The following is a 13,002-nucleotide window of genomic DNA, read 5'->3' on the forward strand; positions in this document are numbered from 1 at the left end:
CATATTGATACGATAGCGTCATTTGGGAGCACAGCATGACAAGCACTTGGTTACAATCTCTCTCGCAAGTAGAATCCATGATTCCACTTCTTGGTAAACTTGGCCGTGAAAAATCCATCAAGGTTCAGCTAGCGGGTAATACCCTAATGGCGGATTCTGTGACGGGTTTGATGGCCACTTTTGATCAACATCCTGAGTTAGATCTAGGGCAAGTTTATGGCGTGTTAGAAGAATTGTATGCAAGCGAACTGGCTCAGACTTGTGTTGAACTAGAGGACTTGTTAGCACAAGCTGATTTAACGTCAATGCTGGCGGCTCAACCTTCTGATGGTTCTGAAGTGCCTGTGGTGCTATATGGCTTTGGCCGCATTGGCCGTTTGTTAGCACGTCGCATGTGCGCGCTTGGACACACGACGCCAGGTATGAAATTGGCGGCGATTGTCGTACGTAACGCTGGAGCAAATGATTTGGCTAAGCGTGCCAGTTTGCTTAAGTATGATTCGGTTCACGGTGCATACGATGGTATTGTAAAAGTTGATGAGGCGAACCAAGTCTTAATGATTAATGGCAATGCCGTTCAAATCATTTACGCATCAGATCCGGCTGAAGTTGATTACTCTGCCTACAATATTGAAAAAGCCTTGTTGGTTGATAACACAGGTCGTTGGCGCGATCACGACGGTTTAAGTGTGCATTTGAACCGTCCTGGTATTGAGCGTGTTGTGCTAACGGCTCCTGGTAAATCAATGAAGAATGTTGTGTTTGGTGTGAATGACTCTGATCTAACTGCAGAAGATCAGATTGTATCCGCCGCGTCGTGTACCACCAATGCGATTACACCAATACTGTCTGTGCTTGAAGAAAAATTTGGCATTGAATCTGGTCATGTTGAAACCGTACATGCCTACACCAATGACCAAAATCTAATAGATAATATTCATAAAGGTGATCGTCGTGGACGTGCGGCTGGTATGAATATGGTGATGACAGAAACGGGGGCGGCGAAAGCCGTGTCAAAAGCCATTCCTTCTTTAGAAGGAAAGCTCAGTGGCAGTGCGATCCGTGTTCCTGTTATTAATGTGTCTATTGCTGTGTTGAGTTTGAATCTAAAAGCGGGCACCTCGGTTGATGAGATTAATGCATTATTAAAAGCTGCGTCTAATAGTGCCGAGTTAGCGGGCCAAATTGGTTTCAGTGAAGAAGCCGATGCGGTAAGTTCTGACTTCATTGGCTCTCAACAGGCGGGTATTTTGGATTCTTTGTCTACCAAGGTGCGTGGCAACCAAGCGACCTTATACGTATGGTACGACAATGAATACGGCTACAGTTGCCAAGTGGTAAGACTGATGGAAAAATTGGCTTTAGGCCAGTTTTCAAAAGCTCAGTTGTTGGAAGATCAAGCTGCCTAATGATGGGTTGATTGATCATTAGGCATGAATGAAGCGATGACAAAGGTCATCGCTTTTTTTGTTTTTGTCGGTTGTGAATAAGCATAAAAAAAGCCGGACATAGGTCCGGCTTAAATAAAAGTAACTAGCAGCTTGAATAACATCATCCTGTGGGAATGCTGATATTCACCTAAGACACGACTGTGGGAGCATGCCTTAGGCTTCATACAGTTAGGGCTGTATTAACACTCTTTAGATCATATAAAAACCCAAAGATATGATGGTCATTTTAGTGGAATTTGGTTGACTGACAAACGATATAAATTAGGTTTTAGCATTAGTGTGGCTAATGCTAAAATGATTTTTATATTGTCTGTTTAGTGTTTCTTTTTAAGGATGAGCCAAGATGAAAGTTATGCCGTTAACTGGGTTGAATACCTTCTCCGTTGCTGCCCGTCATTTGAGTTTTACTAAGGCGGCAGAGGAATTGCATCTCACTCAAGGGGCGGTAAGCCAGCAAATTCGTCAATTAGAAGATCGCTTGAACTTAGGGTTATTTACACGCCATCATAGGCGTCTTGAATTGACCGTTGCGGGGGCCAGGTTGGCGGTCCAATTAAATCATAGCTTCAATGAAATAGGTCGCTTGATTAGTGATTTACAAGAAGAAGAAAGCTCCAACATTCTTACTGTCTCTGTCATGCCTTCCTTTGCAACAAAGTGGTTGATTCCTCGTCTTGGTAGCCTGCAAGAAACCTATCCAGATTTGCAATTGCGTATTCAGGCGAATGATCGAGAAGTGAGCTTTCAACGTGACCGTATTGATGTGGCCATTGTCCATAGCTATGTGCACAAGACTAAGAGTCACTTGGTCCCTTTGATGAAAGATAAAGTGTTCCCGGTTTGCAGTCCGGCTTTTTTAGCGCAAAAAGCGTTAACGCATGCCGATCAATTAGCCAATGTCCCTTTATTGAACGACGATTCAGAATGGCGTTTTTCCAGTCCCTATGCTGAGTGGGAGCGCTGGTTGCAGCTGGCGAATGCAAAGGGTGTTAAACCGTCCCGAGGGATCAGCTTTAACCGTGGCGATTTGGCAGTGCAAGCGGCCATTGCAGGACAAGGTGTGGCGCTTGGCAGAACCCCTTTGGTGATGGATGACATTCAGCAAGGCCGTTTAGTGAAGCCGTTTGAGGATACTTTGGATGAAAGCCATGCTTATGTGTTTGCTTGTCCAGAAGCGCAATATCAAAGGGAGCCTGTTCAGCAATTGCTGAAATGGCTGGTGGCGGAGTGTTATCGATATTCGCCAGACGATGCGTTAACTAAGCCTGAAGCGTTAGAGGCTACTGGTTGATCAGTAACTTCACGGAAATGGCTAAACACATGATAATGACCATAGGGCGGATTAATTTAGTGCCTTTTGTGATTACTAAGCGTGAACCAACTTGTGCCCCAAACCATTGTCCTAATCCCATCACAATACCCAATGTCCACATAATATGACCACTGAAGGTGAACACCAGCAAGGAAGACACATTGCTGGTGGCGTTTAGGATTTTAGTGTGGGCTGTCGCTGACACTAGGGTTAAACCCATCAGGCAAAGATAAGCGGTAGAGAAAAAGGCGCCTGTGCCTGGACCAATCAAACCATCATAAAAGCCAATGCTGGTGCCGATAATGAGGGCAAACTGAAGGTGGCTTAAGGAAAATTTGCTGGCAATATAGGGCTGAACTTTCGGCAGAAAGAAGAAAAAAACCGCAACGGCAATTAGAATGATTGGCACGGCTTTGAGCAGCAAGCTGCTATCCAGATAAGACACCAACAAGGTCCCGAGCACAGCGCCGATGGCCGTCATGATAATGGCTGGTCGCATTTGCTTAAGATCAACCTGGCCTTTTTTAATAAAGTGATAGGATGCCGATAACGTACCAGCACAGCCCTGTAATTTGTTGGTGGCCAAGGCTTGTGCGGGAGAAAGCCCGGCGGCCAGTAACACAGGTACAGTAATCAAGCCGCCACCGCCGGCAATCGCGTCAATGGCGCCAGCAATAAATGCAGTGGCGAACAATGCCAAATAGACCCAAATTGATAAGTCGAACAGCATGATATCCATATGGCTGGCTTCCATTGTCGGCGGTAAAGAATGTTTAAGGGGGGCTTAGTAAAGCAAAAAAAGCCCACCTAGACAATGGACTAGGCAGGCAAACGTACAGAAGAGATAGCCGATTAAAGCCGAGATTGAAGGTACTCTTCTAGAGCAATGACCTCTTTTTCTGAAAGCTCCAAGCCTAGCTTGGTTCGGCGCCATAGAATGTCTTCGGCAGTACGCGCCCATTCTTCGTTAATCAGATAGTCCACTTCGGCTTGATAAAGTTCATGACCAAAGTGCTGACCTAGATCCTCTTGTGAAGAAACGTTTGCGAGTACTCGCTTTGTTCGGTTGCCATAACTATTGGCGAAGCGATGAGCTAGATGTGCTCCAATAAAAGGATAGTCTTGTTGTAGCTTCATACTGAAGGCGTCCAATGACATACCTAAATCCCCACCTGGTAATGACTTGCTATGAGTCCACTCATCCCCCATGTTGGTGTAATAAGGTGCGAGCTTACGCATTGCGGATAATGCCAGTTTTCGATAAGTGGTGATCTTGCCACCAAAGATGCTAAGCAATGGGGCACCCAAATCATCATCCAGATGCAGGGTGTAATCGCGCGTCACCGCAGACGGATCCGACGACTCATCCTCAAGTAACGGACGTACACCAGAATAGCTCCAGACAACATCGGCTGGCGATAAGGCTTGTTTAAAGTGGTCATTAGCGACTTGTAGGATGTAGTTCGTTTCGTCTTCTGAAATGGCCACATCGTTTGGATCGCCTTGGTATTCGACATCTGTTGTGCCAAGCAATGTGTAGTCTTCACGATAAGGAATGGCGAAAACAATGCGCTTGTCTGTGTTTTGCATGATAAACGCATTTGAGTGTTGATACAGCTTTGGCACAACAATGTGACTGCCTTTAATCATCCGAATGCCGTAAGGTGCCTTGCGTTCCACCTGGGTTTCAATGAACGAAGACACCCAAGGACCTGCGGCGTTGACTAAGCCGTTTGCGGTGATTTCCGTTGTCTCATTTGTAGTATCATCGGTTAGAAGGATTTGCCATTTGCCATCCACCCTTTTTGCGGATGAGCAACGAGTTCGAGCAAAAATAGACGCACCATTTTGTTGTGCGCTGAGAGCGTTAGTCACCACTAAACGAGCGTCGTCTACCCAACAGTCTGAGTATTCAAAGCCTTGTTTTATATCGTCTTTTAAGGGGCTGTCTGAACCATATTTTACCCCTTTAGAGCCTGGTAAGGTTTCTCGTTTACCCAAGGTGTCATATAAAAACATGCCAATTCGAATCAGCCATGCTGGGCGTAGGTGTGGACGGTGTGGCATTTGAAAGCGCATTGGGGTGACCAGATGTGGCGCTACTTTCAATAACACTTCACGTTCGTTTAGAGCTTCTTTGACAAGACGAAATTCGTAATGTTCTAGATAACGTAATCCACCATGAATGAGCTTACTACTGGATGAAGAGGTGGCGTGTGCAAGATCTCCCATTTCACACAGGCCAACGGATAATCCACGTCCAGCGGCGTCTGCCGCAATGCCTGTACCGTTGATGCCGCCGCCCACAACAAATAGGTCAAAGTGTGCCTGATTCATGATTAGCCTCATATTCGAAAGTTTATCATGTTCGAAAACGAACATTTATTTTCGATACTAAACCTAGGGAGGCGGAATATCAAGCCTGAAAATGTGAATATTTAGTGACCATCAAAAGGATGGTCACTAAAGCATGAGCGGGAGCAGAAAATAGAGAGTTGAAGAATCAGTGCTTTGGTGTGCAAAGTTCGAGCTGAACCTTGTGTTCTTTCATGAGTTTAATGATGGCTTTTGGTGGTTGCTCATCGGTAAAGATACGATCGACTTGGGTGATATTTCCCAATCTAACCACCGCATTACGACCAAATTTTTCGCTGTCTGCGGCTAAAAAAACGTTTCTAGAGTTGGAAATGATACTTTGCGCTACCCGTACTTCTTGATAATCATAGTCGAGTAATGAGCCATCATGTGGGTCAATCCCACTGATTCCTACTATGCCAAAGTCGACGCGAAATTGGTTAATGAAATCTATGGTTGCTTCACCCATGACGCCGCCATCGCGGGATCGTACTGTGCCGCCCGCAATGATAACGTTAAAGTCTTCCTTGCTGCTGAGAATGGTCGCAACATTGAGATTGTTGGTAATTACCTGCAGGCCATGATGATTGAGAAGCGCTCGGGCGACGGTTTCGGTGGTGGTCCCTATGTTGATAAACAAGGAGGCATTATTAGGGATTTCAGCGGCAATGCGTTTGGCGATTTGTTCTTTCGCGCCCAGTTGTAAGATTTGTCGTGTTGCATAGGCGACATTAGTCGTACTGGAATCGTAACTTGCGCCACCATGGTGACGGCGTACTTGTCCTGCTTTTGCCAGTTCATTGATGTCACGTCGAATGGTTTGTGGTGTGACGGAAAATTGAGTGGCCAGTTCATCAATGGATGCATAGCCTTTGTCTTTTACTAACGCGACGATCTTGTCTTGGCGAGAAAGCTGCCCCATACCGTTTTTTTCTCCTCTCACAGGTTACTCTTGCTAAAGGAGTCCCCATTGGTTTTTAATATAGAATATTCGAATTTGAATATTAATTTTCAAAAAACAAAACAACAATTAAGTTGCTTATCGAAAGTGACTGATATCTCAAAGAGACTCTACCATGACTCATTATATTCTTGCGATCGATCAAGGTACCACCAGTTCACGCGCCATTGTATTCGATGAAAAAGCGAACCGTATTGGCCAGTCTCAGCAAGAATTTCCTCAAATCTTTCCTAATGATGGTTGGGTAGAGCATGACCCAGAAGCCATTTGGTCTTCAACCCTAGCCGTTTGTCAATCTGTGCTTAAGGATACAGGCATCGCCGCGCAAGAGATAGCCAGTGTCGGTATCACCAATCAAAGGGAAACCACCATTCTTTGGGACATAACGACCGGCAAGCCTGTTTACAATGCCATCGTTTGGCAGGATCGACGCACCAGTGTTTATTGTCAATCTTTGGTTGATCAAGGTTGGGCGAACAAGGTTCAAGAAAAAACGGGATTGTTGATCGACCCATATTTTTCGGCCACTAAGATACGTTGGGTGTTGGAGAATGTTGAAGGGGCGAAACAAAAAGCACAGGCAGGTCAATTGGCGTTTGGTACGGTAGACAGCTATTTGCTTTGGCATTTGACAAAAGGGCAATCCCATAAGACGGATGCAACCAATGCGGCTCGGACGATGGCGTTCAACATTCATCAGCAAGAATGGGATCAAGAACTGATAGCGTTGTTTGGCATTGAGGACGTGATTTTTCCTGAAGTGATGGATTGCAGCGCTGATTTTGGTGACATTGATGCACAGTGGCTAGGTGCCAGTATTCCTGTGAATGGGGTTGCAGGAGATCAACAAGCTGCCCTAGTTGGTCAGGCGTGCTTTACACCAGGCATGGTGAAAAGCACCTATGGGACTGGCTGCTTTATGATCCTTAATACAGGTGAGCAAGCACTTAAATCGGAACACAAGCTACTCACTACGGTGGGGTATCGCCTTAATGGAAAAGTGACTTATGCGCTAGAAGGTAGCATTTTCGTTGCTGGTGCGGCGATCCAGTGGTTGCGCGATGGTCTAAAACTGTTCAGTGATGCCAAAGAAACGCAAAATTTGGCGCAAAAAGCGTTGAACGATGATTCGGTTTATTTGGTGCCTGCCTTTACGGGCTTGGGTGCCCCTTACTGGGATCCTGATGCGCGTGGTGCCATGATAGGTTTGACTCGTGATACCAGCGTAGAAGACATTGTTAGTGCTGGTTTGCGATCTGTGTGCTATCAAACGCGAGATCTGGTGGATGCAATGGCACAAGACGGAGCCAATTTCCGTTTCCTGCGGGTGGATGGTGGTATGGTCGTTAATGATATTATGGTGCAATTTCTAAGTGATTTGTTAGACGTCACCGTAGAGCGACCTTGTGTCACAGAAACCACAGCGTTGGGTGTGGCGTTTTTGGCCGGTATGAAGGTTGGAATTTATCAATCTCTAGAGGAAATTAGTCATTTGTGGGAAGCCGATAAAACCTTCCAGCCAGAAATGGATAAGGCTGCAGGCGATACTTTGTATAAGGGCTGGCAGAAGGCGGTGAACCGAGTTCGAACCAAGACTTAATGTATTGTTTACGTTTTTCTACAAGTGTGCCCTTGTGTCACGCCATAATTATGGCTAACTTAAAGGAATTATAAGTTTTAGAAAGGTTTTTTGTGATGTCGAAACAGTTTGCCGAAGTGCAACAAGATGATTTTATGAAGTTCGGTGGAGAACGTCCTAGCTATTTGCAAATAGAAGATGCCTTAATGGCACTGGGCGGACATGGAGTGGCTGGAAATAATTTTAAAAATGATATGGTTAAGTTGGCGGGTTGGACAGGTGGTGCGTTGACTACCTACGCTCAACGAGCTGAAGTGGCACAAAATGCCTTTAATCGTATTCGAGTAATCTTACCGAGAGTGAAAACAGCGGACGAGCTGAAAGCTAAATTGCAAGCAGCCGTAGCAGCAGAATAAATCTCGGCTTTTGCTGAGAGGATAAAAAATGGCTTTACAGAGTAACTGTGAGGCCATTTTTTTTACCCCTGACTAACTGTGTGAATGTTATTCAGCATCCGCGATTTGACGGATGTTGTATTCTTCATCAATAATTCGACCAATCACATTATCACCCACTAGATGATGGGCGTAATGCATGTGTAGGCAACGAACTTGATCCCAGTTGGCGATGCCGCCGATGCCCAATTTATCGAATAAAGGCTTAAAGCCTTTCTCTTCAATGATCGCCTTGTGCTCGTCACTCATTACTTGCCAACGTCGGGTGACATAGTCTTGATGTGAGGCATGATGAGCTTCTCGTAATGTCTCGTCTTCCTTGATTCTTTGCTCAAGCTGTTTTACAACGCCTTGGCTTTCTATTTTGGCAAGTGCCTTATCGATGGCTTTGCTGGAAAGCCAGTATAAGGTGGGAAAAGGCTGGTCGAAAACCCAGGTTTCCATTTCAAGCACTTGTGGTGTGCCATTGGGAGAAGAATGGGCAATCGCATTGATGCCACTTGGCGTACGGCCAAGTTGAGCTGTGATGATTTCAATATCAGCTTGGGAAAGTGTTGCAGTCATAATGTGGTTCGTATTGGCTGAGGTTAGAGGGTGAAAGCGGGAAAACTGGCAGCAAACTTCTGGATCCATTCGGCTGCGGCTTCATTGTAGTTTAAGCGCCGGCCTTGGTTTTTTGCTTGGCGTCGATAATGCTCTATTTGCGAGAGTTGCTCTATCATACGCACACAATAACATTCTTCTTTGGTAGGAAATTCGATCGCAATTAAATAGCCTTCGCTTTCCTTATTACACCAAGCAATGCGCCCAGAGACACAGAAATTTGGGTCAATTTCTTCCAATGTTATTTCTACTGAACAGCCATTTCTAAATGGGTTTAAGCTCAAGTAGGTAATACCGACAAAGCCATCTCTATTCTCACAAATAGAAGGGAAAGGCTGATCTTCAATTAGGGTAATCTCTAACGGAAGGTCTCTCGGATGTGCTACAAATTCCATCACAAAAAAGCCAGCTTTTAATTCATATAGTCAAGTGATCGGCCAAAACGGCTGAGTGTTTAAAAAAGAAAGCGAATTGTACGCTTTTTGTCCTGCCTGTACAGACGGATTTTAAGATGCGTTGAATCAAGTTCATAACTTCTACTTATATACAGATTGCCCTAGGCGTTTTACTCGATGCTACCTTATTTATTTGCGGATATGAACTTAGTTTTTGCTAACTTGTTGATAGCAAAGCTTTCCTAACTCTTTTAGTGCAATATCTGTGTTGTAGTCCCAATTTAGGGCGTAGTTTAGGCGAAAGTGATGGCCGAATTGGTTGTGAAGGCTAAAAGCCAATCCCGGTAAGATTCCAATGTTTTTTTCCAGTGCTTGAGCGTGCAGCTTCATAGTGTCAATGTCGGTAGGCAGGCTGACCCATAATAGAAATCCTCCCTTCGGAGTCGAAGTGTGAGTGCCTTCCGGAAAATGCGCTTTTATCTGCTCCTGACAGCGAGCCAAATTTTCTTGGTAGGTGGCTCGGGTTTTTCGTAGATGACGATCATAGGCACCATTCTCTAAAAAATTTGCAATGGCGGTTTGCGTCAGTGTGGGAATGGCCAAAGATTGAACATAGGCAAGGTGTTCAATGGGGGCTTGAAAACGTCCGCCAATAATCCAGCCAATACGAAACCCAGGGGCGATGCTTTTTGAAAAAGAGCTGGTATAGATAACTCGATTATAGACATCGTCGGCTTTCAAAGCTCGCTCGCGTTTATCTTGGTAGCTCAATTCACCATACACATCGTCTTCAATAATAATGAAATCATGATCGTTGGACTGTTTGATCAGACGTTGACGTGCTTGATGGCTTAATGTCGCCCCCGTTGGGTTTTGATTATTGGGTGTCACGATACAGGCTTTAATGTCCTGTTGTTGATTGGCCATTTCTAATTGGTCGAGATCAAGGCCGGTGACGGTCGAACAGGTGATTTCAATCGCATTCAGTTTGAGAACTTCTATGGCTTGCAAGACACCGTGGTAGGCTGGGCTTTCAATGGCAATAGTGTCGCCAGCTTTGGTAACGGCTTGAAGCGCAAGCATCAAGGCGTTTTGGCAACCTAGTGTGATGGTGATGTCGTTGGGCTGCAATTGGCAGCCACTGTCCAACATACGAATGGCGATTTGCCTTCTTAAGGCCAGTGATCCAGGGGTAAATTCGTATTCGGCACAAATTTCTGGCTCCAGACGCATTAAGCGGCCAACCGAGCGCTGTAGTTGTCGAATCGGTAAAAAGTGGCTTTTCGGAATGGCAGCGCCAAACTGAACGATGTTTTCGTCTTGGGACACATGCAGCAGTTTGTGTAGTAGTGCGTGGACACTTTGTTCTTGTTTGACTGTCTCTAGTGGTAATTCAGTACTGAGCTTGAGGCGGTTTTCCTGGACAAAATAACCTTTCTGAGGACGTGCTTTGATGACACCTCTGTCCTCTAGCAAACTGTAAGCTTGAAGTACCGTTGCGACACTGACTTCTAATTGTTTACTGGATTTACGAACAGAAGGGATTTTGACGCCAGGCAAAAAAATACCTTCTTGGATTTGTTGCTCAATTTGATTGGCAATCTTTTCGTAAAGAGGAAGGTCCATAATGGTTGCGTAAGGTTCTTGTATCGATTAAAGAGAGTAAATCTAACAGATCACTAGATCGAAGGAAATGTAAGACGCAGATTGAAGACATTGCAATGAAAAGTCGCAAATTGTCATGTTTAGATTATTAAACAGTGTAAATAAAGTGTTATGATTTTGATTGAATGGTCAAAATATGATGTTTTCGCCTTGGTTTGCGAAATAAAAAAAATACTTAGTGTGAAAAAGAGGGCGTATATGTCGTTATCTGTTATTCAGAGGATTTTACTTGGCTTCGGTGTGTTGTTGGTATTGTTGCTAACCATTGCAGTGGCGGGATTTGAAGGCACGAATAAGGTGGAAGATCGGCTCAATGTTGTTACCGGTAAAGTGTCCAACATTATGGTGAACAGTAATAAGCTAAGGGATGACCTTGCCCTGTCGAATGCGACCGTATTGCAATATCTGTTGAGTAAATCCCCCGAGTCTCTTGACGTTTTATCACAGCGATTCGCTAGTTTGACAACCCAATATCAAGAGATTTCAAGTAACTTAGCCGATGATTTTCAAAATTCTCCTATGATGCAAGACGCCTTGACTAAGATTGATCAAGAAGTTGATGCTTTCATGCAGCTAACGGATGTGGCGTTTTCGAATCACAAAAGAATGTTGGAACTACAAGCCACTATTCCGGACGAAAAACTGGATTTAAAAGACGCCATTAATTTCACATCTGAAGATTTATCCTTTTTGCAAGAAGGTGGTGATACTTCTGAAATTCAATTTGCGGCTTCTTATATGGTGAGCCAAGCGCAAAGCTTGCAGGTGACGGTGAATGACTATTTTGACTTGCGTGACTTAACCAGTATGCAAAGTTTGCGCGATGACATGGTCTCAGTGATTGGCAGTTTGAGAGAAAAGCAAGACTACCTCAAAGATGACAACATTAATGGATTGATTGATGAAGTGGATGTCAGTGTGCAGTCGGACGATGGCGTCATTAATAAGTATTTTGAAAATACACGCTTAACACAAGAATCAGAACAATTGGCGAAACAGTTGTCTGACAGTATGAAACTTGTGGATGAATCGGTGCAGCTTCTGCTGACGGAAGCCAATCAGATGGCCACGGTTGCGAAAGAAGAAGCAAGCAGTGCGGCGAATTTATCTCGTTTGGTTATTTCTGTGGTGTTTGTGGTGTCTATTGTGATCGCCATTTTAGTTGCGTTATGGGTAAGTCGAAGCATTCGTTCTCCATTGAAAGAAGTAATGCGAGTGCTAGGGCTGATTTCAGAAGGGGACTTTACACAGCGTAGCCAGGTTAAAACCAAAGATGAATTTGGAGAACTGTCTGGTTGGGTCAATGGTTTGGTCGAAAGGTTGCAAAAAGTGATGGCTGAAATTGATCAGTCTTCGACTGAGGTTGCCGCATCCGCTAATAGTAATGTGCACATAGCTGGTGAGTCGAAGCGCTTAATGGGCTCGCAAAATGAACGCACTACGGAAGTGGCCTCTTCTATGTCTGAAATGGCATCAACGGTTGAACAGGTAGCGAAAAGTTCTGAGTTTATTTTGCATCAAATCCAATCGGCGGATCAAAGGGCTGGCCAAAATCGCACTCAAATGGACGCTAATATTGCCAAAATTGAAGCGTTGTTAGCGCAAATTGAAGAGTCGACCAGTGTGGTGAATCAGCTGGATGAATACTCCAAAAACATCGACAGTATTTTGGATGTGATTCAAGACATTGCCGAGCAGACTAACTTATTGGCTCTCAATGCCGCAATTGAAGCAGCGCGAGCTGGCGAACAAGGTCGAGGCTTTGCTGTTGTGGCTGATGAAGTGCGAACTCTGGCGACTCGAACACACAGTTCAACGGAAGAAATTCAGAGAGTGATTGCGCAATTGCAACAGGGCGTGAAGAAAGCCGTTGGTAGCATGGAAGAAAGCCGACAAAGTGCGACTTCCAGTGTTGGCGAGGCTCGTTCGGTTGGGGAATCTTTATCTGAATTGCAAAATAATATGGTAGAAATTCGGGATTTGAGTACACAAATCGCCACCGCCGCAGAACAGCAATCGGCGGTCGCACATGAAATCAGTGATAATGTCATCGAGATTTCAAGCATGTCTGAAGAAGCCGCGTCAGGCGCGGATAAGAGTGCTCATGATAGTGAAGATTTATCCGCCTTAGCGTCTCGCCAAAAAGAATTGCTCAGTCAATTCAAGATTGTTTAATAGTTTTTTATCAGAGGGTTGCGGTAATATAACGCAACCTTATTCTCTGGA

The 13,002-nt window shown here is 44.8% G+C and carries 11 protein-coding genes; 5 read left to right on the plus strand and 6 right to left on the minus strand.

Going from position 1 to position 13,002, the window contains the following annotated elements; translation table 11 throughout:
- Nucleotides 1-35: 35 nt before the first annotated feature.
- Complete coding sequence (locus tag MAR181_RS01820; RefSeq protein WP_013794909.1) at nt 36-1,409, plus strand: glyceraldehyde-3-phosphate dehydrogenase; 1,374 nt, start codon at nt 36-38, stop codon at nt 1,407-1,409.
- 385 nt (nt 1,410-1,794) lie between these two features.
- A complete protein-coding gene (gene gcvA, locus MAR181_RS01825) occupies nt 1,795-2,742 on the plus strand; it encodes a transcriptional regulator GcvA (protein WP_013794910.1) in 948 nt (315 codons plus the stop codon).
- On the opposite strand, the gene MAR181_RS01830 is transcribed toward gcvA, so the two are convergent.
- The 3 genes from MAR181_RS01830 to MAR181_RS01840 form a co-directional block, all read right to left on the minus strand.
- Entirely contained in the window at nt 2,732-3,502 is a 771-nt protein-coding gene (locus tag MAR181_RS01830; protein ID WP_013794911.1) for a TSUP family transporter, read from the minus strand. The genes gcvA and MAR181_RS01830 overlap by 11 nt on opposite strands.
- Nucleotides 3,503-3,615: 113 nt before the next feature.
- Nucleotides 3,616-5,100 (minus strand): glycerol-3-phosphate dehydrogenase, encoded by a 1,485-nt coding sequence (glpD, locus tag MAR181_RS01835; protein ID WP_013794912.1) that lies wholly within the window; start codon nt 5,098-5,100, stop codon nt 3,616-3,618.
- Nucleotides 5,101-5,266: 166 nt separating this feature from the next.
- Entirely contained in the window at nt 5,267-6,040 is a 774-nt protein-coding gene (locus MAR181_RS01840; RefSeq protein ID WP_013794913.1) for a DeoR/GlpR family transcriptional regulator, read from the minus strand.
- Nucleotides 6,041-6,194: 154 nt separating this feature from the next.
- Between MAR181_RS01840 and glpK the strand changes: the two genes are divergently transcribed.
- Entirely contained in the window at nt 6,195-7,679 is a 1,485-nt protein-coding gene (gene glpK, locus MAR181_RS01845; RefSeq protein WP_013794914.1) for a glycerol kinase GlpK, read from the plus strand.
- Nucleotides 7,680-7,774: 95 nt separating this feature from the next.
- The gene (locus tag MAR181_RS01850; protein WP_013794915.1) at nt 7,775-8,074 is read left to right on the plus strand and encodes a hypothetical protein; all 300 of its coding nucleotides are present in this window, start codon (nt 7,775-7,777) and stop codon (nt 8,072-8,074) included.
- Between the two features lie 87 nt (nt 8,075-8,161).
- Here MAR181_RS01850 and MAR181_RS01855 read toward each other — a convergent pair whose 3' ends face one another.
- The 3 genes from MAR181_RS01855 to MAR181_RS01865 all read right to left on the minus strand — a co-directional run bounded on the left by MAR181_RS01855 (nt 8,162) and on the right by MAR181_RS01865 (nt 10,737).
- A complete protein-coding gene (locus MAR181_RS01855; RefSeq protein ID WP_041651101.1) occupies nt 8,162-8,677 on the minus strand; it encodes a DUF501 domain-containing protein in 516 nt (171 codons plus the stop codon).
- Between the two features lie 23 nt (nt 8,678-8,700).
- A complete protein-coding gene (locus tag MAR181_RS01860) occupies nt 8,701-9,111 on the minus strand; it encodes an energy transducer TonB (RefSeq protein ID WP_013794917.1) in 411 nt (136 codons plus the stop codon).
- Between the two features lie 207 nt (nt 9,112-9,318).
- Nucleotides 9,319-10,737 (minus strand): aminotransferase-like domain-containing protein, encoded by a 1,419-nt coding sequence (locus MAR181_RS01865; RefSeq protein WP_013794918.1) that lies wholly within the window; start codon nt 10,735-10,737, stop codon nt 9,319-9,321.
- A gap of 237 nt (nt 10,738-10,974) precedes the next feature.
- Here MAR181_RS01865 and MAR181_RS01870 point away from each other — a divergent pair, with 237 nt between their 5' ends.
- Nucleotides 10,975-12,951, plus strand: coding sequence for a methyl-accepting chemotaxis protein (locus tag MAR181_RS01870; protein WP_013794919.1), 1,977 nt, complete (start codon nt 10,975-10,977; stop codon nt 12,949-12,951).
- Nucleotides 12,952-13,002 lie beyond the last annotated feature (51 nt).

Source organism: Marinomonas posidonica IVIA-Po-181, assembly GCF_000214215.1.
GTDB lineage: Bacteria > Pseudomonadota > Gammaproteobacteria > Pseudomonadales > Marinomonadaceae > Marinomonas > Marinomonas posidonica.